This is a genomic window from Azospirillum himalayense (genome assembly GCF_042657465.1).
Taxonomy (GTDB): Bacteria; Pseudomonadota; Alphaproteobacteria; order Azospirillales; family Azospirillaceae; genus Azospirillum; species Azospirillum himalayense.
Genome location: NZ_JBHSLC010000017.1, coordinates 19,268 through 41,546, shown reverse-complemented (window position 1 = coordinate 41,546; position 22,279 = coordinate 19,268). Strand labels below are relative to the sequence as shown.

Here is a 22,279-nt window from a genome sequence, read left to right as displayed (position 1 = left end):
CGTCGGGCGGCTTAGCCTCGAAAAGCGGCCAGCGGAATCGGTTCCAGCAGCGTCACCTTGTGAAGCAGCCGGTCGTACAGGCTTCGCCGGACAACGAACAGCGTGCCGCGCTTGGCGCCCGTCTCAAGCCGTGGCGGCATCCAAGGCATCAGGCAGACCAGGTCGGCCGAGGCCGGCAGCCGCGGCGCCAGATACTCCAGCGACAGTTCGGCGCCGCCCTCGTAGGCGTCGTAGCCATAGTCATGCAATGGATGCTTGAAGTCGTCGACCATGATGACGAAGTCGTCGCAGCGCTCCAGGATCAGCGCAATTTCGCCGTCGAGCGGCAGGTCGGCGTTCCAGTGGGCGTCGAGGTAGAACAGCGGCAGGCGGAAGCGGGGACGGTCCGTGGTCAGCAGTTGCATCAGGAACGCCCGCGAATCCCCATTGAACAAGGACACGTTGGGCAGGTGGCACAGCCGGACCAAGCTGTCGTAATAGGCTTCCTCGTTCAGCTCGCAGGCGAAGACCGGCCGTCCGAGACCCGAGAAATACTCGGTCGTCGTGCCGCGGTAGGCGCCGGTTTCCACAAAGGCATCGAACTGCAGCAGGGCGTCGAGGTCGCGCAGTATCCGCTGGCGAATCTCCTGCCCGTTGAGCGGGCCGCCGAAGCCGAGCCGCCGGTTCGGATGCTCCATATCGCGCCGGACGGCGGCGACCAGGGCTTCCATCGTCTCCTCCAGGACGTGCGGGCTGCGTCCCGTGGCGAGCAGCCGGCGCAGGGAGGCGACGAGACCGCGCGCCAGTTCCTTCCGGTCGTCGTCGGTGGGCGGGGTGCCGGCGTCCGTGGTGGCGTCGGACAGCCGGGCGTCGCAACCGGGAACCGTCGCGGGCCCGTCCACGGGGAACAGCGCCAGGCTCTGCACCGTCGGGATCCAGCCGTTGCGCTGCAGCGTCACGTCGATCGGGCCGGCCGGCAGATCGACCGTCCCTTGAAAGCGCCACATGGCCTCGCCCTGGGTCCAGCCGCCGGTCGGCTCGGCCAGGGCGTTTCCCAGGGCCGGGCGGCCGCCGACGCGCAAAGACACGGGGCGGGGGGCCTCGGCGGCGTAGAGGGCCCAGACCTCGTGCGGGCCGGGCGCCTCCACCGCGGGGTGCCACGACAGCCGGATCTCGGCGCCGTCCGGTGTTCCTTCGGCGCACACGAACACGGACGGCCCGTACCCGCCATCCCGCAGGGCGTTCGTCGAGGACGCCAGCGTGTTCGCATCGAGAAGCAGTGCGGAACCGGAACGGCGGCGGGCGTAGGGGGCGAAAGGCGGGAAATGCATGCTTGACGGCCGATCCAGCGTGGCAAGGTGGGGTGGATGCGTGTCTCTGGGCGCTCGTCCCCGCGAGGGGACGGCGACCGGCACTATCCCGGGAAGCGGCGCAGATTCGCCGGGAGAACCTGGAAATCCTCCTGCGTCAAATCGACGCCGTGCCAGAGGAGGCGTTTTTCGCCGACCACGCCGATGGTGCCGTCGAAGAGCTGGAAAATCTTGGTCTCATGGGCGACGTCGTACATGGCGTCGATGCTGTTGTCGGCGATACCGAAACGGTCGAACAGGTCGCGGCGGACGAAGAAGCCGTTCCATTTCGTCGCGCAGACCAGTTCGTACCCCTTGGCCTTGCCCAACTCGATCAGGGCCAGCAGCGAGCATCCCTGCTGGACCGACGGGTCGAGGTCCTGGATGAACAGGACGTCGTTCGGGATGGTCGGGTTGAATTCGACGACCACGACCGTCGGCCGGTGGACCGTCAGCGACTTCCACATGTGCCAGTCGTTGCCGTCGATGTCGAGCACCAGAAGGTCGAAGTCGACGGGGAGCGGCGTCCGCTTCAGCAGGTCGTCGAGCGTGCAACCCGGCTCGAAGCCGGCGAAGGCGTTGATGCCGAACACGCGTCCGGCGTGTGGGGCGTGGTTGTGCTGCAATTGCCTGAAGCGGTGGGAGTCGCCCTCGATCAAGGCGGCACTCCATCCCTGATCGGCGATCAGGTGCCAGCTGTTGCTGTGGTTCAGGCCGTCCCAGGCACCGATCTCGACGCACCAACGGTGTTTTGGTTGAATAACTTCGAATATTGCGCGGATGACGCCGTCCTCGCCGTCCTGAGACCGCACATTGCGCCGGTGGGACAGAAGCCATGCGCTCTCGGGCTTAACTCGGCTGTAACGACGATGCTCGATGATCGGCATGATGCGACGGTTTCAGCAATTGAAAGAATGCGTTCCTGGGCATTGCCCAGCTTTTGACGCAAGTTCCAACTTACTGAGACAACCGATTAGCCGCAAGAGACAACCTCGGCCTAACCGCATAGGAGCCTGGATAGGGGCCGCATAGGTCTCGCCGGCTTTCGGTAATGACGACGATTGTCAGACAGGGTAACTTTGCGAAAATGCCTCTTCAATTCCGTGCAGGGTGGAGCGACAGAAAGCGGGTAGGGAGGAAATGTCTCTGATTTCCAAGCCCAGGGTGGCGATTCTCGGCGACCTGTTCCGGAGCTATGAGGAGGAAGGCTTCGTCCGCTGGACCCAGAGGCCCAACGTCGCTTGGCTCGCGGCGATCGTGCGCGCGGCCCTTCCGGATATCGAGGTGACGGCGATCACGCCGGAAAGCCTCGGCTTCGATCCGGCCGGGATCATGGCGGAGGAGGAGCTTCCGGCAACTCCGGACGGCTGGCTCACGTCCTTCGACCGGCATCCGACCGGCGCCGTTGCAACCGCGATGAAGGCGTTGCGCGGGCAATTCGTCGTCGGATTCGAACTGCCTCCGGGCTTGCGGTCGGCGCTCCAGGACGCCGGAGCCGACGTGATCAATCTGGCGATCCACCCGGTCCGCTGTCTGGACGATCTGTTGTTTTCCCTTCAGGCCGATGAGCGCATTGAGCGGCACTTTGCCAGCCATGCGATCCGGATGCAGGAGATGGGGTGGAAGCTGGGGCGGATGCGGGCGCGGCTGGCGCGCGAACGGGCGTACGCTCCGGCCACGTCCGGCCGCGCGGCGGTCCTGTTCGGGCAGATGCGGATCGACCGCTCGCTTATGGCTGGCGGCCGCCTCGTGTCGCTGCTCGATTTTGCGGACCGGATCCGAGAGATCGCCGCCCGGCACGACTGCCTGTATGTCCGCGCCCATCCCCTTGAGGCTCCGCGGTCGGACGTGCTGGAAATGCTGGCCGCCATTCCCGGCGTCCTGATGACGGACCGGAACGTCTACGAACTCCTCGACGCACCGGACGTCGTGAGCGTCTGCGCCATCTCTTCCTCCGTGCTCTACGAAGCCGGCCTGTTCAACAAACCGGCGGAAGCCTTCATCCCTCACCCGGATTTCGGACTTCCGCCCATCCCCAGGGGGCTTGCGCTTGATCTCGACGGCTTCGCCAGGGGACTGTCGGCCCTGGTCGGCACCCCGCCGCAGCGTTTCGAGCAAGCTCCGGGCGCGTTGCGCGAGGTGGTCGGGCAGAACTGGGGGTTGACGCCCGCGGCGACCGGCCCACTGCACCGCCGCCCGCCCGTGTTGCCGAACAGGGAGGTCTGCCTGGCCGACGCCGAGATGAAGGACGCCCGGCTGTGTGGATGGCGCGTCCATGCGGACTGGGGGCTGTGGAGCGTGGGTGCGCACGCCGTCCTTGAGTTCCGCTGGCCGGAGAGCATCACCGACCCCATTCCGGTCGCATGCCGGCTGATGGCCGGCCCCAGCCATCCGTCGCGCAGGCCGACCCTCACGATCGTCGCCGGCGGCGAGGTCGTCCATAAATCCGACGCCATCGGGTTTAACGATCCCGTGACGATCACCTTCGAAGTCCGCCCCCCCGCCCGGGGCGACCGCTTCCAAGTCCACATTTTTTCCTCTGATCCCCAAGCGCCGCAGGAGATTGGGCTCAACGACGATTCCATGCCGCTCGGCGCGGCCTGCTTCAGCCTCCATCGCTGCTGACGGCGTGGATGCACGACGAGTACAACCACGCTGGTTTACGGCAAGGCGGGGGCGAATCCCGGCTTGATCGGTCCAGGTCGGGGAATTCCGCCGGGTCAAGTTTTTCGAAGGATTTGACGTGTCCGAGACCTGCGCCATCGCCGAAGACGACCGTTGCGGGTCGCACACGCCTGCCGGGCTCCCGGAATTCGTCGAGCCGGGCGGTTTGTTCAGCCCGCAGCGGCTGGACCTCTGCGTCAAGTATCTCTACGCCCGCGCCATCCTCGACCACCGCCGCGAGGACCTGTTCGAGCGCCTTTACGTCCGGCATGTCCTGCTGCGCACCGGCGGGCGTGAACCGAATGATTTTACCGGCGCGCCTTCGGGCAAGCAAAGCATCGACGACTATGTGAACGGCTTTCGTCGTTTGTTGGACGACATCCGTGAGAACGGCTACGACGCTTCCAGCCCGGTCCCGGTCATGGGGGACGGGCGGATCGGCAATGGCGCCCACCGTCTGGCCGCGTGCCGCGCCCTCGGCGTTCCCGTGGCCGTCAGCCGTCATGAAGGCCAGGGCGGAACCTGGAATTTCGACTGGTTCGTCCGACATGGGTTCGCTCCGCCGGACCTGCAGCGCATCCTGCATTGCTGGGTAACCCTGGACCGGCAAGCCGTCGTGATCGTGTTGTGGCCGGCGGTGAAGCCGCTGTGGCGGCAGTTGACCGATCTGTGCAGGGGCACGCTGGAGATGGTCGGCGCGCTGACCCTGGATTGCCGGGATATGGAGCGGCCGGCCTTCGACAGTCTGATTCTCGACCTCTACGCCGACGAGTCCTCCGATCATGCTCACGGCCTCGCCCATATCGAGCGCAAATGCGATCTGCTGGGCCATCACCCTGCCGAGTTGCAGATCCTCGTAATGACGCCGGGCGCCCACACTCCACCCGATTTTTCGCCGGCGTCCCTGAAGAATGACATGCGTGATTACGCCAGCCCGCTGGTGAGGAAGGAGGATTTCATCACATGTCACGCCTCGGCCTCGCCGGACGAGGCCCGGCATATGGCCGACACGCTGCTGTGCCCGGAATATCTCTCCGCCGTCGGGCTGCGGCGCAGCCGCCGGCCCCGGGGTGAGTTCCTGGCGTGGCTCAACGATTACGACCAAGCCCTCGCCGGGCAGGGGCTGGCTCAGCAGGACTGCTGCATCGTCGGCAGCTCGCCGTTGGAGATCAACGGGATCCGCTTGTCGACCGATATCGACTTCGCCGTGCGTGAGCCGGTCCGGGAGGGGCGGTATCACGAGGGGCCCGTCAATCTGGGCGGCAGCGTCGACGTGGTCAGCCGCGGCTATCACCGCAGCGACAGGCGGCCGTGGATTTCCGATGCCGAGTTGATGTCCAATCCCGATTGGCACTTCCGGTTCCGCGGGCGCGCTTTCGCGGGGGTGGACATCGTCCACGACCGCAAGGACTTCTCGCGCCGGCCGAAGGACTGCGCGGATGTCGACCGGATCGACGCGCTGCGCGGCGAGCCGGTCTATCGGGACTGGCTGCACGAGGTCACGCGGCTGGATTTCCGGTGCGGCGGCAATCTTGCGGAATTCGTCGTCCTGGGGTGGTCCTGCATCGAACATTGGGGCACCTGGACGGACGGTGACGTCGCCTCGCTGCTGCTGCCCGTACCGCGCCTGGCGTTCGGCAGTCTGGTCGTCAATGCGCGCATGCTGGCGGCCGCCCCGGAGGGCGTGGCGCAGCATGCGCGGGTGGTGGTGAATGGAACCGTCGTCGGGGAATGGGAGGTGCGGCCCGGAGCCATCGAGGAGCGGGTCGTGGAGATTCCGGCTGCGATGATCGAGCAGGCGTCCCGCTTTGCGTTGAGGCTCGAGGTCTTGGCTCCCTACTCTCCGGGTGAGGACCAGCGGCGTTTGGGGCTGGGCCTCATCGAACTCCTATGCCGGGCGACACGCCGTTGACGGGGTCGGGACGGGGTGTTCCGGCCGCGGTCGGAGGGCCTGCGGCCGGAGGATGGTCAAGACAGGAACGGCCGTCGCGGCATCAGCCGGCGGTGGCGCCCTCCCACTCCGGGCGTCCGGACAGGGCGGCGTAGACGGCCGCCCGGCTCGGCTCGGCGGAGGCCCCGAGTTCCACCAGCGTCAGCCGCAGGCCGGGCAGGGTTCCGAGCGGCTGGCAACCCGTGCGCCGGGCGGCCTCGTCCACGTAACTGGCGAGCACGATGTCGCAAACGCCCTCGCGGAAATGGGTCTGCAGCACCGCGACGTGGTGATAGGTGGCGGTCACGCCGAAGGGCGTGGCGACCGGTTTGCACAGGGCCATGGGAGCACTCCTTGGAAAAGGTGGGGATTGGAAGGCGGGGATCAGGCGGCCAGCAGGCGGCGCACGGTGCCGCCGGCATCCTTGACTTCGATGCAACCGGAGGCGGTCAGCCCGCTCGCGGCGGTGTAGGCGCCGAAGCGGAGGCGTCCGCTTCCCTTCGGCGTCAGCGTCAGGTCGATGTTGGCGTCCGCACCGGAGGCCGCGAGACTGGGCGCGCCGCCGGAAACGGCCCCGGTCACGTCGATCCGGTTTACGGCGCCGCTGGTGGGGATGACCCGCAGGCTTTCGGCGCCGGGGTACTGCCCCAGCGTGATGGTGCCGTCGGACGCGACGCGCATGCGTTCGATGGGGTTGGTCGAGCCGTTCGGCGTCGTGTAGAAGACGAACCGCCCGGGCATGCTGTTCACTGCCGCCGCACCGTCCACGTCGACACCCAGGATGGCGGCGCGGTGATAGGTGGTGCCGTCCGCTCCGTTGAAGGCGAGTTGCCCGATGCCGTCACCCCATTGCAGCAGGGCGTTCTGCCCCACGGTCGAACCGCGTGAGCGTTCGAAAAAGACGTAGGCGCCGCCGACGTCGGTGCCGTTGAAGCGCCATAACGTGGCTGACGGGTTCCCGTCCTGGATGACCTGGAGACGTCCGGTGGCGCTGAATGCTCCGGATAGGGAGGTGGTGTGATTGAGAATTGTACGGCCCGACGGATCGACGGTCAGGCGTTGCTTTCCGTTGGTCGCCAGGGCCAGCGTGTCGTCGGCGGGGGAGAAGAGGCCGGTGTTGCCGTCTCCGGCCGGGGCCAGGGACGGGGCCGCTGCGCTGCCCGCGGGCATTTGCACTTGGCCGGAAAAGACCGGGCTGGCGAGCGGCGCCAGACCCGACAGGTTTGGGAGGGGAGCGCGCGCCGGCGTGTGATAGGGGCCGATGACCATGGCGTTCCCCTTATTGATAGAAGACGAGGTTGACGGTGCAGGCCGCCGGCGCCGCGAGCCCGATGATGGAAAGTCCGGCAACATCGCGGGCGACCGGGTTCAGTTCCGGGGCGGAGCCGTCCAGCACGTCCGCGGCCGGCACCGCGGCAGCGGCGCCGAATCGGACCCAGACGTCGCCGGTGGCGTTGAGCAGCATCACACGCGCGCCGCCGGGCACCGTTATGGTCTTGGTCTGTCCAGCCGCCAGCATGACGGCGAAGCTGGTGTCGGATCGGGCTAGTCCGGCGGTTGCCCGGCCCATGGCATCGTTGAGACCAATCAAGGGGGACATTCAGGCGCCTTTCAGTTGGGTGATCGAAGCCGGCCGAGGCCGGGTAAAAAAAAGCCCACACGGGAGGCCGTGCGGGCGTGCAGGACCTGCCTGCAGGCCTATTATAGGATTATATTCTAGATTTGATCAAGGTTGATTCTGGCAGCGCTCTGATTTTTCGAGTTGGCAGTGCAGGCTAGGTATTCGGGCCGTCTGATACCACTGAACTGGAGCTGTTGAAGAAGCGGTGAAGGGCTGATACCGCCGCACCGGAGCGTCTACGCTTCTTCACCAGCCACCCCTGACGCTCATGTTTCAAGGCTTAGAGTGCCGATCAAAACCTCGTTCAGTCCGAGCGAAATCAATGGCTTGGGGCCATGAAGGCATGGTTTTGATCCGTGCTCTTAGGCCCGGCGGTATGAGCCATCATATCTTGTCTGAGCACATAGACCGGTAGGATGAAAGCTCGATGCGAATGCATTTCTGCTCACGTATGCGATACTTGTTGAGCATCTCCTAAACATGCACACAAAGAGATAGCATTTACAAAATAGGCACTGATTTATATTGAAAATTTTCAATTTATCTCTATTATGCGTGAAACTGGAGCATATGTCTGAATGGTGTGGATATGGATTTTCCAATTATTAGCCTTGGAACAAATTGTGAGATCACTTTTAATCTAAGAAAGTGCTTTGGAATTGATAAGTCGTATCCATTCGACTGGTTGATAACGCCTATAGAATCAGTGTCTTCTATATTGAGGAACCGATTCGAAATAGATTTAACATGTGAAAATTTGGAAATAGTCGGTGATGGGAAGTCTGTTATCAATAAAAAGTATAGAATATTGCATCATCACGATTTTATCAGAAGTAATAATGGAGCGATATCTGGTTCTTGGCAAGATGAGATAGAATCAGTTAGGAGTAAATATATTTTTTTGTCTTCCCGTTTCTTTGACGACATAAGCTCCACAAAAAGGGCTATTTTTGTCGTAAACAGAGATGGTGGGCATGATTGGCTTGAGCGCCCTAAGGGTTATGCTCTGTCATCTAGCTACGCTGCTATTGCCTCTGAAATTCGCCGCACGTTTCCTGGCCTCAATTTCCGCCTTGCAGTCTTTAACGCTACAGATGAAGGCGTGCGTCAAGTGTCTGCAGAGGACGGTGCCATTTGGGTTTCTCCTTCAATAATCGATTACGGTGATCGTGAGGGAGGGGAGCAGGCTCATTTTGCGGGATCGCTCAGGGGGTGGGAGGAGGCTCTGAAACGGGCTGTTGCGGATTTTTAAAGTTCGCCTTGACACTCAATAAGATAGCGTAGGGTCAAGCTGTTGCCTGTGAGTGCATGGCTTTTCAATGATACCGAATATTAAACAAACCGTTAACCATTATCGGGTAGCTTCTAAATTACGACAACTGTATTGAAGAATTTATGACCGTAAGGCCATTACCTGATCTAGAATTAATTCCTATTTGCAGGAGGAGGGGGGCTTTCTATTGTATTTATTAGCCTGGAGGTGAGCTTTATATTAATAAGACGTTTAGCTATTAATGAAGAAGAAGTTTTTACGGGAAGTTTACTGTATATTTTTAATATTCATAATATAATCTTTTTGTTTTTCTAATATCAATCCAATTAATTGCCAAAATGCCGATTCTGTATCAGATTATTTTTCGCGTAATTTCTGCATAGAGGTGTAAAAGATTATGCTTTATTAAGGCATAAGATCTAATCTCTGCTCTGTTTCCACTTGGATGAATGGTTGTTTGATGAAACGGCTCATCATCGATCTCGATGGCACCCTGACTTTCGATTCGAAGGACACCGACTATCCGGACAAGGCGCCCAATCATGAGGTGATCGCCAAGCTGCGAACCTATCGGGCGGCCGGCTTCGAGATCGTCATTCATACCAGCCGGAACATGCGCACCTACGGTGGCGTGGTGGGCCGCATCAACGTGCATACGCTGCCGGGCATCCTCGACTGGCTGGACCGGCACGGCGTTCCCTACGATGAGGTTGTCGTGGGCAAGCCCTGGTGCGGCACCGAGGGCTTCTATGTGGACGACCGCAGCATCCGGCCGTCCGAGTTCGCCCGGCTGAGTCCGGAAGAAATCAAGCGGCTTCTGGAGGCCGAGTCCGCCGTGGAGGTGGAGGCATGACGACGGTTCTGATCACGTCAGGCGCCTATGTGGGAACGGAGTTCGTCGCCGAGTTCGGGCGACTGCCGCCGGCCTTTCTGCCGGTCGGCAACCGACGCCTTTACGAACGGCAGATTGAGCGGCTGCGGTCGGCCAATCCGGCCCGTCTTCTTCTGTCCATTCCCGAGGATTTCACTCCCGACGAGTTCGACCTGGCGAAGCTTGAGCATCTTGGGGTCGAGTTGGTTCGGGTCCCGGACAATCTCCGGCTGGGCGAGTCGGTGGTCTTCGTGCTCAACGTCACGGCGCCCGGTGACGGCGAACTGCGCATCCTGCACGGCGATACCCTGATCGAGGACATCGACTTCCCGCAGCTGGACGTCGTCTCGGTTGATTCGACCGACGAATATTATCTCTGGGCCGAATGGCGGGACGAGGACAAGGGCTTGCCGGCCGTGATGGACGAGTTTCCGACCACCGGAACCGGACGCCAGTATCTCAGCGGCTATTTCTCCTTTTCAAGCAGCCACTTGCTCGTGCAGTCGATCACGCGCGCCCGTGGTGACTTCATTGCCGGCTTGATGGGTTACAGCGGCAGCCGGCGCCTTCGTCCCATCAAGACGGGCGCCTGGATGGACTTCGGCCATCTCCAGACCTACTACCAGTCGCGCACCCGCATGACCACGCAGCGGGCCTTCAACGATCTGCAGATCACCGGCCGCGTCGTCGCCAAGTCGAGCCACGATGCGCGCAAGATGCTCGCGGAAGCCGCCTGGTATGAGAAGTTGCCGCCGCGCCTGCGGACCTTCACGCCGCATCTGCTGGGTGTATCCACCGAAACGTCCCAGATCAGCTACGAGGTCGAATATCTGCATCACCTGCCGCTGAGCGACCTTTATGTGTTCGGCCGGCTGCCCCAGGTGGTCTGGCGTTCCATTTTCCGGGCGCTCGACGAATGGGTGACGGCTTGCAGCGGCTACCAGCCCGAAGCGGCGACTCAGGAGATCGAGGCCACGCGGACGCTGTACCGGGAAAAGACCATGGAGCGCCTGGAGCGCTTCGCCGCCGACACCGGCCTGGATCTGGACGGTCACTGGGTTCTGAACGGGCAGGAGCTCCCCTCCCTGCGGGCCATCACCGAGGCCGCCGCCGCCGCCGTCCGCCCGCCGGAGGAGCAGGACATCCGGGTCATCCACGGCGATCTGTGCTTCAGCAACATCCTTTATGACTTCCGGACGCAGCGCGTAAAGCTGATCGACCCGCGCGCCCTGAACGGCCGGGGTGAGCCGACCATCTACGGCGATCGGCGGTACGACCTCGCGAAGCTGCATCATTCGGTGGTTGGTCTGTATGATTTCATCATCGCCGGTCAGTACCGGCTTGACGTGCGCCCGGATCGCCGGATCGAGTTCGCTCTGCCGACGGAAGGGCGGATTCGCGAGATCCAGGAGGAGTTCCTGCGGACCCGCTTCGGTGGGCTGACTCTGCACGACGCGGCCAGCCTGCCGATCTCGATCCTGTTTTTCCTCTCCATGCTGCCCCTGCACGCGGACCATCCGCAACGGCAGATGGCCATGCTGGCGAACGCGCTGCGGCTTTACGACACACTCGTTGCGCAGGGCGCACGGGCGGATAGCCTCGCCATCGTGTGATCGGCCTTATCGCTTGGGGGCGGGATCAGCGGTCCGGAAAAAGCTCAATCCACTGCATGTGGAGGGCGAGCAGCCGGGAATCGCCAGGAACCCGCCGCCCCTGTCCGGGGCAGGTGAAACGCACGCGGACAAAGCCTGATTCCTTCAGAAGCCGTGCAGGAATCGCCGCATCCACCATCATCTCGCGGCCGAAGGTTGTCTGCCAGGAGTCCCGGTCGATTATGGTGCCGTTGATAGACAATTCAACCTTGCTAAATTCAAAGCCTTCCAAAAAGTCGAAGCAGGCGCGCATACGGTAGTCGTTTCCCGGGTTTAGCCAAGCGTCAAAGGCGATGTCTTCGCCACCCCAGTATGAATAAAGACGACGACCGTTGAGGTTTGCCCCAATATCCTCTCTTCCAAAGGCGTTCTTTACGACGCCGGATTCACGTTGATAAACGCCATTGGCAAAAAAGGAGTTCTCAAAATTCCAATAATAGTGGGATTCTCTTCGGTTGCCTGTTGATTCGTAGCGCTCTCTGGCATCCTCGAGCTGTTCTTGGATCTTTTGCGCTTCCATCGTTTCACGCGCTTCAATGGCGGCGTAGAGTTCGAGGTCGAGGGAGACAAGGCGTTCGATTTCGGCCAGGTCTTGCTTCCGCACTTCGGTCAGCTTGAGCTGGCCTTCGTTCAGGCGATGCAAATCCGCCTGCTCCGGCACGGGCCAGTTCATGTCCATGCATAGGGCGCTGATGTTGTGCAGCCAGTTCTCGATGGTGCCGACATAGTCCAGCGTGTTTGCGAACGCCAAGGCATCCTCAAGCATCTCCGGCGAGCCGAGCCGGTCCATCAGCGAAGGCCGCTGCCAGCCATGAGGGTTGACGAGCAAGGGGGTTGCGACGGTTCCCCCGATGCCGTAGAGGCTGCATTGCAAGTTCATGATCTCGGCCCGCCCGGCTTCGCTTGCCAGGAACGTGGACAGGTCCATGCCGGCGAAGATCCGATAGTCCGGCAGGCTGTCGGCCAAGGTCCGCAAATGCTTGAAGTGGGAAATCGCCCGTTCGACCGGTTGGCGGACGAACGAAATCGTCCGAAAATCCTGACCGCACATCTGGTAAGCGGTCTGCACCGCGTGGGAGCGCAGGAGGCGGGTATTCCGCAACTCGCTCATCGGCATCCGTTGAAGGTCGAGAGGCGACAGAAGGGTGCTGATTTCGTTGACGTGGAAGAATTTTCCGAAGAACCCACCGATCGAGGTTCCGCCGGCCTTCGGAATGTGCAGAAAGCACAACCTATCATTTCGCGGGATTGACGCAGGCTGAGGATGCGCACACTCAACTGTATCGGAATCATTTATCCTTGGAGCTGGATTGATGTCCGGGGCACAGCTCTTGGAGAAAGCCTTCAGCGCACTTTTCATAAAGCCCATCACCGCCTCAAAGACAGTTCGCTTGATTGCCCAATCTCCCTCGGAGCGAGAAAATGGACGATCAATTTTTTGGACACGAACCTTGCTGGAGAGTTTTTACCGCACTTTGCGAAACACGTCGCCAAAAATTTCAATTCTATAGAGAGTGACTCTGTTTCTTAATGCCCGGACCCATAAAGGGACTCTCCTGGATGGAATCGTTGTGACAAAGCCTTGGGGACGGGGGCTTGTGAAGAACGACGGGCAGTTGTGACTGACGATGATCGACTCCACGGCGGTGTGTCCATCGTTTGGTGAACGGCGGCAAAGGGGAAAGCGGGGCCAGGCCATCGAGCGGTCCCATGGTGGACAAACCACCAGAATCCATGCCCTGAGCGATCCGCACGGTCAGCCGCTTGCCTTTCCGTCGACGGACGGTCAGGCTGCCGACCGCACCGCCGCCATCCGCCCTTTGCTCTCCCGTCACGCCAAGGCATGCAACCCGCCGGCGCCCAGGTCTTCCCAGGTCGGCACCGCCATTGGCCTTGCCTATCACGCCATATTTTCTAGAAGTTTTTCTACTTTAGCGGCAACGGCGTCGATGTCGACGATGATGTTGATGTTGTCGTTCTGTCCAACCGCGACGTCGTTGGCCGTCGGATTCAGCGCAACGCTCATAATGCTGTGCCAGCGTTGGCTGCGTATGCTGGCGACCATTGGGAAGAAGCGGCTGGTCATTCCGAAGCTCGGAGACTGAATGGCGATTACATCGATGCCGGGCGGGGCGAACACCATGTTGGACATGCCGGCTCCCACCGCGCCAACGATGATCTTGGCCTTGGACAGCACTTGAACTTCGTTGTCGAAATCCAGAGCGCCTGGGTTGATGGCGACAAAGCCAAGCCGCGACAGGCGCTCGATCAATTCTGCTTCGTTCAGAAGGCGCCGTTTCCACTCTGCGTCTGAACGCGAAATGTAGACGAGTTCGGGGGATTCGATGGTTGCCGTCTCCCGCGTCGCCTCCACCAAGCGATCGTACACGGCGAACGCCTCGGGATGGACCCACCCCATGTTGAAGGCGGTGAAAGATCCGGCGAGCAGGCTGTCGCAATACATCGTGTGCGTCAGATCGTGGGTCACGACCCTATCGCCACTAAACCCCAACAACTCCAGAGCCCGCCTTTGGTAGCGCCGGATGTCCGACGACACGATCACCGTGTCGACCCCGGCCTGCCAGGCGGCGGTCACCTGGGGAAGGATCTCGAACAGCCAATGCTGATAATTTTCCTCCCAAGCCTGTGTCAGCAGCAGCGCCTTCCTGTAGCAGTGCTGACCGACCGCCGCCACGTTCACGTGATAGCCACCGTCCTTGTGCGGAGCAATGTATGGGATTTCCCAATAGTGTCCCTCGCGCACCATCTCCTTCTGGGCACACAGGCTTCCGGAGAACAGGCGGCCGTTGCGGTCGAGAACGCCCGAATGCCCGATCAGGCGGGCGCCGCGGAAGTGCGCGCAGCGGAAGGCATCGTAGTGGAGATGGGGCCGTTTCGCGTCGGAGGCGTCCTGGCTCGCTTCCGACGCCGTGTTGGGAATGGAGCCCGCCGGCAGAATTTCAGCATACCGATCCTCGTGCCGCGTCAGTTCGGCGGCATCGACCGGATCTCCCAGGGCATCGAAGCCGACCAGTTCCAGGCGCGTGCCAACCGCGCCGCGATCCATCGGTTCGGATGATGCCTTGATGCGCAGGGAAACGAACCGCATCGTCCCACCATCCGCTGCCGAGTGGAGGAACTCCCATTCCGGGGATGCGTCCTCATCGCTCAGCCGGTCGACGAGGGAGGTTACCGCGTCGTGCGCGCCGTGGAGAACCACGCGGGCGAGCGGGCGGGCGACGGATTGGGAAACCGTGCGCAGATCGCCATAGGCGGTGGCGGGATCATGGATGTTGGTGAAGACGATCAGGTCGGCGGGCCGCAGAAGTTTCGCGCCCAGCGCCTCAGACAGACTCATCCGGTACAGGGCGCAATCGGAACGGCGCTCCCGCTGGAGGCGATCCAGGAGCAGGGACGCGTTGGGGCGATGCGGCGCCGGGACCACCCCATAGAAATTGTGTGCCGGGTTGGATCCGGCGATCATGACTTCGAATGGCCGCGTGTCCGACGGATCAATGGCCAGTACGCTGAAACCATTTCGGATGACCGTTCTTCCAAGGAAGGCCATATAGGCGTTGAGAACAAGATCCGCACCGTCGTCTTGAACCGTTGCGGAAACTTCCTTGATGAAATAATCCTTCACATAGCCGGCATCGTTGCTCGTCAATGCCTTTAGAAATTGAATATCATCAAGACTCAGCATCGCCTATTCCTATTATTCGGGATTAGAGCGTGGATGAAACCCGGTCTGGATTCGAGAGAATAAACAGATTTGGCTGCCGGACCGGAATTTTTTGGTTGCTCTCAAGATTCCTGCTTCAAAAGAGCTTCGTATTCATCAGGGACTCCGCAAAATATAACGTCTTTCTTCTGTATCTTGGCATATCGGACGTCATGGCCGTTTCGGATCAGCTCGTTGTAAAGCGGAGCGACATACAACTCGCTGCCCTGGAGTGCTTCCGCCGGCAAGCCGGCCTGGGCCTGGTAGGCGGCCTGAAAGAGGACGGCGCTTCGGAAATGGTAAAGTCCCGTGCAGCACAGGTTGGAGATTTCCCGCTTCTCCGCAGTTTCCGTAACACCATAGGGGCGGGAGGCATCCGGCCGGACATAGGACCAGTTCGCTCCGCTGCCTTCGAAAACCTCCAGGTACCCATCCACGGCAGTGACGTCGAAGGCATCGGGATAGCGGAAGGAGGGCCGAAAGGTGTCTATGTTGAAGATGGTCACCGCATCCGTATCCGCGCAGCCGGTCCGGGACAGCCCTTCCATGACCGTCTCCGCCTGGCCGCGCGTCATCTCGGGCAGGACAACCACCCGGGCATCGGCAATCCCCAGCGCCGCGCACTCGCGTTTCACAAAAGCCTCTGTGTCCTGGACGTCGCGAACGACGAACAGGAATGGTTGCGTCGCGAAGTAGGCGGAAAAGCTGTCAACGGCGTGACTGAACACGCTGCGCCCACCGAGCGGCAGCATGTATTTCGGCTGTCTGTAGCCAGCCTTGGTGAACCGGCTGCTCAAACCCACCATCGGGATCACGATCACTGTCAGACACCCTTTCCCAATCGACACCGGGCGAACCGGTTCATCTGCCACTCTTCATGGACCTGATGGACCGGTTCGGCAAGCAATCCGTTTGTTGCTTCACTTGAAAAGCTAGACGAAAGTCCCCTCGTCCATATTCCAAGCTGTCTTGGTCTGTCCCTTATTGTCGCAGACGTCGACAACGATGTCGCGGAAACGCTCGGCTGCGGTGCTCCACGTGAAGTGGCGCATGGCTTTCTTCTGACCGGCGTCTCCCATCCGGGTGGCCTGCTCCGGGTTGGACAGCAGAGTCGCCATCGCCTGTGTCACCTCGCCCATGCTGCCGACCAGCAGGCCATCCTTTCCATCCTCCACCAGTTCGGTGAAGGACAGGCAACGCCGGTTGGCGATGACCGGGCGTCCGCTCATCCAGGCCTCGACAAGGACGATGCCGAAGCTTTCGCTGGTGCTCATCGTCACGAGCCCGACGCAGCCGGCCAATGCGCCAAGGGCCAAGTCGCGGCTGAGGCGGCCATAATAGTGGATGTTCTGCCCCTCCAGCGCCAGACGGTCCTCGTCTGGTCCGATCAGCACGAGATCGACGGAAAGACCGGTGTTGCGCAGCAGCTCCTGGTGAGCCTCCACGATCGTGCGATAGCCTTTGGAACCGGTTTTGCGCCCCAATACCAGGAAATAAGGCCTGTCGCTGTTGCGGAACGCGCGGAACTCCTCCGACTGGCGCCCGCGCGCCAAGTATTCCATGGGCTCCACGCCACCGCCCGGCAGCACCGGGGCGTTCACCCCAAGTTTGGCAAAAAAGTGGGTGCTGACCCAATGCGAGAAGGACAGAACGGCATTCGCGCCGGTGAAAAGCTCGTAGTACTGGCGCCAGTGATAGAACTGGTCGTCGACATGATAGTGGGGCAGCACGATGAGCGGAACGCCCGCCTTGCGGATCGCCTGCGCCACATCCACCGAGTTGCTGAACGGCACGCCCTGCAGCAGGACGACGTCATACTCGTGGGCCACCGCCCGCACATGATCCACCAAGGCTGGCGAGCGTGGGCCGCGCAGGCGCAGGAATGCCTCCTCGTCGACGGCGGAGCGGGCTTGCGCCACCTGCCGGAGGGCGTCGATCCAGCCGGCGGAGTCGATGTCCCGCCAGATCATTTCGAAGCCTTGTTCCAGCGGGACCTCCCGCCAGATGCCTTGCCGTCCCTGCACGATTTCGAGCTTCTTGAGCAGGATGCCAAGCTGACGCACGTCTTCTCCGGTCGCCGGGCGGGTGGGCATGGTCAGGCTGACGCGGTGGCTCGTGTCCGGCATCAAGGCCAGGTCGAACGAGAAGTCATCCCGCAGCGTCAGGCGGGCGGGCGGGTCGTCGTCGACCTGGATGTCGACCTCGACCGCGCCCGGATGCCAACCACTGAGGCGGATGCCGGACACCCCCTGGGCGACGTGGATGTCCGCCTGGTTGCTGGACCAGCGGTGGAAGGTGTGGTCATGCAGTTCGGCGTCGTACCAGCCGCCCAGCAGGCAGGAGGTGGGCATCTGGCCGGCGGCGGACCGGCCCAGTTGACGCCGCTCGGCCATCCAGACCTGCCACAGCCGTTCCCCCGCCGCCTTCTGCATGGCGTCATCGATGGGGGCGGGTGGGAAGAGTGCGATCTTGTCGACGAAGGACGCGAACAGACGCTCGGGCTTCGTCTGGGTTGCTTGGTAGGTGGAGGCAAAATGGTGGATGTTGGTGATGTGGCCGACGTCCGGAGCCACCAGATCGATCGACATGCCGGTCAGTTCCGTGCACCGCTTGAGCAAGCGCACGAGGTATTCCTCCGCACCGCCCAGGCACGGTTCCGTGTAGCGGTACGTCACCACCAGCATACGGTGCGATTTGCCGGACCGGGTGGTCGTCACCCGACCCAGAACCTCTTCATAGGATTTTCCGAGGCGCTTCCAATCCAAGTTCCGGATAGCGAAGCGATAGCCGGCCTCGGCAATCGCCGTCCGGGCGTCCGGATCGCCGACAAGGCTACCGATCGCCTCGACGAACTGCTCGCCACTGTGCGCAATGAGCAGCTCCACGCCGTGTTCGACAGTGAAGCCGCGCACCCCGTCCGCCATCGACACCGCCGGAAGGGCATAGCCGAAATAATCCGAGAGCTTGAGGTTCGAGCCGCCGCCGCTGACCACCGGGTTGAGTGCGATGTCGGCCTGGAGCAGAAGCTCGTGCTTCCGCCGGTCTGACACCACGCCGAAGCGCCGCAGGTTGGGCATGTCCGCGTAGGCGCCCAGTGACTCGCCCACGGAGCCGATGATCCACAACTGCATGTTCGGAAAGCGAGGGAGAACGCTTTCGCACAGCGTCTTCGCGGCCTCGACGTTCGGTGGGTGCCCGCTGCCGACGAAGACGGCCCGGAAGCCAGTCGACAAATCCCTGGTCCGGCGCTCGGCGAGGATCGCCCGAGCATCCATTTCGGAAAGCACCTCGCATCCGTTCAGCACGACCTCGGCAGGGATGTCCGGGTGCCGCGCCTGCAGGGCTGCCTTGTCGGCTGCCGTGGTGGTGATGACCACGTCCGACCGTTCGTGCAGATAATCCTCCAGCCTGCGCACGAAGGCGGTGAGGATCTCGCCGTCGCTGTGGGGCTTGAGGATGTCAGCCTTCATGTCGGCTTCGACATTGTGGGATTCGTAGACGACGGCCCTGTAGGCTCCGATGGCTTCAAGCAGAGGCGACATGTATGGATGCGAAAAGACGACCACGCCGGCCTTGTCACTGAGACGCCGGAACAGCCGGACCAGCCAGTTGTTGCCCAGGCAGAAGAGCGCCGCGGAGATGTCGTTGATCGAAATCCAATTCCGGCTGTTGGTGCCGTCTTCGAAGACTTTCTGGTCCGCCGTCTTGGGAACGCGGATTTCGGTGAAGCCCGGCGACAGTTCCTCGATCTCGATGATCGGCTTATCGTGGAGGCAGAGGAAGGCGATATAGCGCTCTTTTGCAACCTCGCTCAGCAGGCTGTGGATCCGCTTGGACCCTCCGGACACCGCGTTCCGGACGGAATAATCGTTGACCACCAGCGCGAGCGGGTGCGGCTGGGCGGGGGTGACGGGCGGAGCGTCGATAACACGCTCGACCGCGTCGGCAACCGCCTGGCCGATCTTGGTCCAGGAGAAGTTCTGGATGGCGGCGTGCCGGGCGGCGTCCGACAGGGACCGGCGCAAGTCCGGATCGAGCACGATGCGCGCCACCGCCGCGTCGAACGTGTTGGGCTCCGCAAGCAGGGCGTTCACGCCGTCGGTCAGGCCGAGCCCGCGGGCGCCCGTCGCAGTGGTTATGATCGGAAGCCCGGCGGCCATGGCTTCAACCATCTTCAAGCTGGTGCCGGCGCCGGCGAAGATGGGGTTGACGAAGAAGGAGGCGCGCTGGAACAGCGTCTTTTTCTCCTCGCTGCTGACCTCGCCAAGGAGTTGCACATTACCCGGCGCGCTTGCGATGGACTGGCAGACACGGCCTGCGATGACGAAGCGCTGCCGCGGGAACTGGGAGGCCAGCTTTTCGACAATGAAGCGGGCGCCCTCGACATTGGGCGGGTGCTGCGATCCCATGAAGAGGGCGTAGGCGTCCGGTCCTTCGACTTCCTGGCGCTCGAAAGTGAACTCGGCGGAGGAGAACCCGTTTGCCGCCAGCCGCAGCTTCTCCGGAGGCACGCTGTAGAGCAGGTGGAACTTGAGAAGTTCTTCGGGGGAAGTCGCGAAAACCAGCGCGCTCTTGTCCACCAGGGAGCGTTCGAGCTGGCTGATCAGGTCGATGGCCTCCTGGGCATGCGCTCCATGAGCGAGAGATGTGATCATCTCGCTCTCAAGATTGTGGCTGTTGTAAATACGCGGCTTGCCATCCAATCCGATGCCGCGGTCGTATGGGAGCGTGTAGGGGAACTCGTGGATGACCGCGTCGGCGCTCGCCGCCAGCTCGGCGACAACCTTATGGTACTGAGTATCGCCGCGGCCGACCATGGCGCAGACGACCCCGGCCAGTTCCCCGGTCAGGCCCGCCTTGTGACAGGCGTCATAGGCGCTGTCGAAGGAGGAATCCTTTGGAACACGGTATTCGCGGAAGGCCGCGCTGTGCTGCACAACCTCAAAGCGGCTCTGCCCATAGGTCCATGAGACGAGGCTGATGTCGAAGCGTTCGCTGAGCTGCTTGTACATGTTGTACAACCGCAGTTCGCCGCCGCTCACAGGTGGGGTAAAAGCCGGAAAAAAGCAGAGGACGAGAAGCTTTTTCATAATGGCGCCCACCTTACTTGTTCTTAATGGTAAGGAACTGGTGTTCAAGAACAATGATGTTTGAAGACATTCCTTCAATCATATTGAACAGATGCTTAACGATATGATCGCCTGGAGTGATTCCAAGGATAAAGACGGGTTCATGGCGGTCTTTATGTTCGCTGGAGCCAAGCAACGATGCCAAGATGTCCGATCGGGACACGCCGTTCTCCATCGCCTCCCGGTAAGAGCTCATGCCGCCGGGGTCGGGCGCGCGCTTCAGGATGGCATGATACGCGCTCGTCAGGAATTCGTTGACGTCCTCGCAGGCGAAGTCGTCCTGGGTGTAGAACAGGCGCGTCGTGTCCCTTCGGCTGTCGCTGGCTTCCAGCTCCTGCTCCGTCGCGTCATGGAGAATGCGGATGTGCCGGACTTTGGGAGATGCCGCCTTTTGCAGAACGTCCAGAAGCTGCCGGCGGCTCAACGTGCCGCGGCGCAGGGCGCTGACATAGTACCGGAAGCCGCCGAGGTCAGGAGCATGCCCGAAGATCACCATGTAGGCGTGGAAGACCGCCTCCGCATCCGTCATGCGGTGCACCTCCGCGAGGGAAAGGGTCGCCTCGTGCGGTGCTTCCGGAGGAAGCTGCATGTTGTTGCGGCTGCGAACCTTCGAAATCACGTCATGGATCGTGCTTACGATGTCTCCAGGCTCGCATGCAGGCATCTTCTCAGTCACAGGCAGGCTCCATTCCTTGGGTATCGAAATTACTGTTTGGTTCTAAGGAAAGAGGCGAGGGTTCAGATCCGTTAACGTCGAGCGTTCTGCAGAGCGGTGCCGACCGGCTGCAGGCTGGGGAACCTCGAAGAGAACGGAGTCTTATTTCGGTGCGTTGCTGCCCCATCATTGATTCTGGATAGGCGCATCGGGACGTCCTCGCACACGGCGGAGAGCCATGCCCATGGAGTCAGAGGTTGATGTCGGATGGATGACATGCCTGGACATCGAATTGCACAGCCTCGATGAAGCGGAGTTCCTCAAAGCGGGTTGCGGAACGTTTCCGGTCCATCGCTTCACGCCAGGGCACAGCCGAGGCTTTTGCCGGAAAGGCGCTGGAAGCACAGCCGTGCGGGCAAAGAGCACCATTTTCTGCCCGCATCGCTTTTAGGAGGCATTCTCCCCTCCAAAGGTTTTCTAACTGCATCAGGAGGGCTGCACATCGGCCTCCGGCCACATCTTTTTCGGGGGGTAATGGTAAAATTTATGTAAACATACGAAGGTTTCCAGGATCGACCTCGCGCATCGGCTCAAATCCTCCATTCCGTTTGCTTAAAAAAGATACTTGCTCTGCCCTCTCCCCAAGTTTCTTGGTCAGGCGCACCGCATTTCGATCATCTCGCAGATGTAGTGGTACAGGCAGAGATGAACCTGTTGAATGTCCGGCGTGTGACGCGACGGCACGGCGATCAAGTGGTCGCACAGCGCCGCCATCTTGCCGCCGCCATCCCCGGTCAGCCCAACCGTTGCCATGCCGGCCGCCCGTGCTGCCGTGAGGGCGTTCAGAACATTGGCCGAATTGCCGCTCGTGCTGATCCCCAAAAGCACGCCGCCGGGCTCGGCATAGGCTTCCACTTGGCGGGAGAAGACGGTGGCGTAATCATAATCGTTGGCCCAAGCGGTGAGCACCGCCGAATTGGACGACAGGCAGATGGCCTTCAGGGCGCGCCGCTCCTTCAGGAAACGGCCGACCAGCTCGCCCGTGATGTGCATGGCATCCGACGCCGAGCCGCCGTTGCCGCAGACCAGCAGGGGGCGGCCGCCGCGCAGCGCGTCGGACATGGCGGTGATCGCCGCTTCCACCACCGTGTCGAGGGCGGGCGTGGCCGTCCGCTGGATCAGCGCGGCCGCCGTGGCGAGGTGGGCAGAAAGGCTCATCAACCACTCCGTGAAGACCCGAAGGCGCCGGCATCCGGCGCGACGGCCGAACTATAGGAGGGTGGGGACACGGCATCAAGGCGGGTTCGGGCGATGGCAGCCCCACGTCGCGCGAGCTTCGATCCGTGCTCGCCGCAATGCGGCCGGTGAGGCAGCGACGTCCGCCGTCAGGTATGGGAGTGGCACAAGGGCATCTCCGTCTGACGGCATGTCGTGA

Annotated in this window: 17 protein-coding genes and 1 pseudogene; 6 read left to right on the top strand and 12 right to left on the bottom strand. The window is 61.8% G+C overall.

The features are described 5' to 3' along the window. Positions 1 to 11: 11 nt before the first annotated feature. Positions 12 to 1,310 carry a hypothetical protein gene (locus ACFPMG_RS11480; protein WP_376995261.1) on the bottom strand — a complete coding sequence of 433 codons (1,299 nt, stop codon included), beginning with the start codon at positions 1,308 to 1,310 and terminating at the stop codon, positions 12 to 14. An 83-nt stretch (positions 1,311 to 1,393) separates the two neighbouring features. Further along, positions 1,394 to 2,215 carry a hypothetical protein gene (locus tag ACFPMG_RS11475; protein ID WP_376995260.1) on the bottom strand — a complete coding sequence of 274 codons (822 nt, stop codon included), beginning with the start codon at positions 2,213 to 2,215 and terminating at the stop codon, positions 1,394 to 1,396. 253 nt (positions 2,216 to 2,468) lie between these two features. On the opposite strand from ACFPMG_RS11475, the gene ACFPMG_RS11470 reads away from it, so the two are divergent. Together ACFPMG_RS11470 and ACFPMG_RS11465 are read left to right on the top strand one after the other, a co-directional pair. Beyond that, positions 2,469 to 3,953 (top strand): hypothetical protein, encoded by a 1,485-nt coding sequence (locus tag ACFPMG_RS11470; protein ID WP_376995259.1) that lies wholly within the window; start codon positions 2,469 to 2,471, stop codon positions 3,951 to 3,953. 118 nt (positions 3,954 to 4,071) lie between these two features. After that, a complete protein-coding gene (locus ACFPMG_RS11465; RefSeq protein ID WP_376995258.1) occupies positions 4,072 to 5,904 on the top strand; it encodes a ParB N-terminal domain-containing protein in 1,833 nt (610 codons plus the stop codon). 82 nt (positions 5,905 to 5,986) lie between these two features. Here ACFPMG_RS11465 and ACFPMG_RS11460 read toward each other — a convergent pair whose 3' ends face one another. The 3 genes from ACFPMG_RS11460 to ACFPMG_RS11450 are packed head-to-tail and all read right to left on the bottom strand — an operon-like array spanning position 5,987 to position 7,522. Beyond that, positions 5,987 to 6,265, bottom strand: a complete 279-nt coding sequence (locus ACFPMG_RS11460; protein ID WP_376995256.1) for a hypothetical protein — start codon at positions 6,263 to 6,265, stop codon at positions 5,987 to 5,989. A 41-nt stretch (positions 6,266 to 6,306) separates the two neighbouring features. Next, complete coding sequence (locus ACFPMG_RS11455) at positions 6,307 to 7,191, bottom strand: hypothetical protein (protein WP_376995255.1); 885 nt, start codon at positions 7,189 to 7,191, stop codon at positions 6,307 to 6,309. 10 nt (positions 7,192 to 7,201) lie between these two features. Continuing rightward, the gene (locus tag ACFPMG_RS11450) at positions 7,202 to 7,522 is read right to left on the bottom strand and encodes an NAD/NADP transhydrogenase alpha subunit-like protein (RefSeq protein WP_376995254.1); all 321 of its coding nucleotides are present in this window, start codon (positions 7,520 to 7,522) and stop codon (positions 7,202 to 7,204) included. A 610-nt stretch (positions 7,523 to 8,132) separates the two neighbouring features. On the opposite strand from ACFPMG_RS11450, the gene ACFPMG_RS11445 reads away from it, so the two are divergent. From ACFPMG_RS11445 to ACFPMG_RS11435, 3 genes are all read left to right on the top strand, one after another. Further along, positions 8,133 to 8,795: a DUF1796 family putative cysteine peptidase gene (locus ACFPMG_RS11445; protein WP_376995253.1), complete on the top strand. Its 663-nt coding sequence runs from the start codon at positions 8,133 to 8,135 to the stop codon at positions 8,793 to 8,795. A gap of 481 nt (positions 8,796 to 9,276) precedes the next feature. Continuing rightward, positions 9,277 to 9,669 (top strand): HAD family hydrolase, encoded by a 393-nt coding sequence (locus ACFPMG_RS11440; RefSeq protein ID WP_376995252.1) that lies wholly within the window; start codon positions 9,277 to 9,279, stop codon positions 9,667 to 9,669. Further along, positions 9,666 to 11,300 (top strand): phosphotransferase, encoded by a 1,635-nt coding sequence (locus ACFPMG_RS11435; RefSeq protein ID WP_376995251.1) that lies wholly within the window; start codon positions 9,666 to 9,668, stop codon positions 11,298 to 11,300. The genes ACFPMG_RS11440 and ACFPMG_RS11435 overlap by 4 nt, the downstream gene beginning before the upstream one ends. A 25-nt stretch (positions 11,301 to 11,325) precedes the next feature. Here ACFPMG_RS11435 and ACFPMG_RS11430 read toward each other — a convergent pair whose 3' ends face one another. Continuing rightward, positions 11,326 to 12,699 (bottom strand): sulfotransferase family 2 domain-containing protein, encoded by a 1,374-nt coding sequence (locus ACFPMG_RS11430; RefSeq protein WP_376995250.1) that lies wholly within the window; start codon positions 12,697 to 12,699, stop codon positions 11,326 to 11,328. Between the two features lie 268 nt (positions 12,700 to 12,967). Between ACFPMG_RS11430 and ACFPMG_RS11425 the strand changes: the two are divergent. Further along, a pseudogene (locus ACFPMG_RS11425) lies at positions 12,968 to 13,162 on the top strand (IS5/IS1182 family transposase); the annotation flags it as partial. A gap of 77 nt (positions 13,163 to 13,239) precedes the next feature. Here ACFPMG_RS11425 and ACFPMG_RS11420 read toward each other — a convergent pair. The 6 genes from ACFPMG_RS11420 to ACFPMG_RS11395 all read right to left on the bottom strand — a co-directional run bounded on the left by ACFPMG_RS11420 (position 13,240) and on the right by ACFPMG_RS11395 (position 22,062). Then, positions 13,240 to 15,042, bottom strand: coding sequence for a glycosyltransferase family 61 protein (locus ACFPMG_RS11420; protein ID WP_376995249.1), 1,803 nt, complete (start codon positions 15,040 to 15,042; stop codon positions 13,240 to 13,242). Between the two features lie 101 nt (positions 15,043 to 15,143). Further along, the gene (locus ACFPMG_RS11415) at positions 15,144 to 15,881 is read right to left on the bottom strand and encodes a glycosyltransferase family 2 protein (protein WP_376995248.1); all 738 of its coding nucleotides are present in this window, start codon (positions 15,879 to 15,881) and stop codon (positions 15,144 to 15,146) included. Between the two features lie 111 nt (positions 15,882 to 15,992). Continuing rightward, complete coding sequence (locus tag ACFPMG_RS11410) at positions 15,993 to 20,150, bottom strand: glycosyltransferase family 4 protein (RefSeq protein ID WP_376995247.1); 4,158 nt, start codon at positions 20,148 to 20,150, stop codon at positions 15,993 to 15,995. Positions 20,151 to 20,163: 13 nt separating this feature from the next. Next, positions 20,164 to 20,865, bottom strand: coding sequence for a DUF4214 domain-containing protein (locus ACFPMG_RS11405; protein ID WP_376995246.1), 702 nt, complete (start codon positions 20,863 to 20,865; stop codon positions 20,164 to 20,166). A 229-nt stretch (positions 20,866 to 21,094) separates the two neighbouring features. Further along, complete coding sequence (locus tag ACFPMG_RS11400; protein ID WP_376995245.1) at positions 21,095 to 21,331, bottom strand: hypothetical protein; 237 nt, start codon at positions 21,329 to 21,331, stop codon at positions 21,095 to 21,097. Between the two features lie 167 nt (positions 21,332 to 21,498). Next, positions 21,499 to 22,062: a D-sedoheptulose-7-phosphate isomerase gene (locus ACFPMG_RS11395; RefSeq protein ID WP_376995244.1), complete on the bottom strand. Its 564-nt coding sequence runs from the start codon at positions 22,060 to 22,062 to the stop codon at positions 21,499 to 21,501. Between the last annotated feature and the right edge of the window lie 217 nt (positions 22,063 to 22,279).

Bases quoted from the DNA above. Each gene is read 5' to 3' on its own strand.
- ACFPMG_RS11480 (WP_376995261.1), bottom strand. From the start codon at position 1,310: ATGCATTTCCCGCCTTTCGCCCCCTACGCCCGCCGCCGTTCCGGTTCC.
- ACFPMG_RS11475 (WP_376995260.1), bottom strand. From the start codon at position 2,215: ATGCCGATCATCGAGCATCGTCGTTACAGCCGAGTTAAGCCCGAGAGC.
- ACFPMG_RS11470 (WP_376995259.1), top strand. From the start codon at position 2,469: ATGTCTCTGATTTCCAAGCCCAGGGTGGCGATTCTCGGCGACCTGTTC.
- ACFPMG_RS11460 (WP_376995256.1), bottom strand. From the start codon at position 6,265: ATGGCCCTGTGCAAACCGGTCGCCACGCCCTTCGGCGTGACCGCCACC.
- ACFPMG_RS11455 (WP_376995255.1), bottom strand. From the start codon at position 7,191: ATGGTCATCGGCCCCTATCACACGCCGGCGCGCGCTCCCCTCCCAAAC.
- ACFPMG_RS11450 (WP_376995254.1), bottom strand. From the start codon at position 7,522: ATGTCCCCCTTGATTGGTCTCAACGATGCCATGGGCCGGGCAACCGCC.
- ACFPMG_RS11445 (WP_376995253.1), top strand. From the start codon at position 8,133: ATGGATTTTCCAATTATTAGCCTTGGAACAAATTGTGAGATCACTTTT.
- ACFPMG_RS11440 (WP_376995252.1), top strand. From the start codon at position 9,277: ATGAAACGGCTCATCATCGATCTCGATGGCACCCTGACTTTCGATTCG.
- ACFPMG_RS11435 (WP_376995251.1), top strand. From the start codon at position 9,666: ATGACGACGGTTCTGATCACGTCAGGCGCCTATGTGGGAACGGAGTTC.
- ACFPMG_RS11430 (WP_376995250.1), bottom strand. From the start codon at position 12,699: ATGAAAAGTGCGCTGAAGGCTTTCTCCAAGAGCTGTGCCCCGGACATC.
- ACFPMG_RS11420 (WP_376995249.1), bottom strand. From the start codon at position 15,042: ATGCTGAGTCTTGATGATATTCAATTTCTAAAGGCATTGACGAGCAAC.
- ACFPMG_RS11410 (WP_376995247.1), bottom strand. From the start codon at position 20,150: ATGAAAAAGCTTCTCGTCCTCTGCTTTTTTCCGGCTTTTACCCCACCT.
- ACFPMG_RS11400 (WP_376995245.1), bottom strand. From the start codon at position 21,331: ATGCAGTTAGAAAACCTTTGGAGGGGAGAATGCCTCCTAAAAGCGATG.
- ACFPMG_RS11395 (WP_376995244.1), bottom strand. From the start codon at position 22,062: ATGAGCCTTTCTGCCCACCTCGCCACGGCGGCCGCGCTGATCCAGCGG.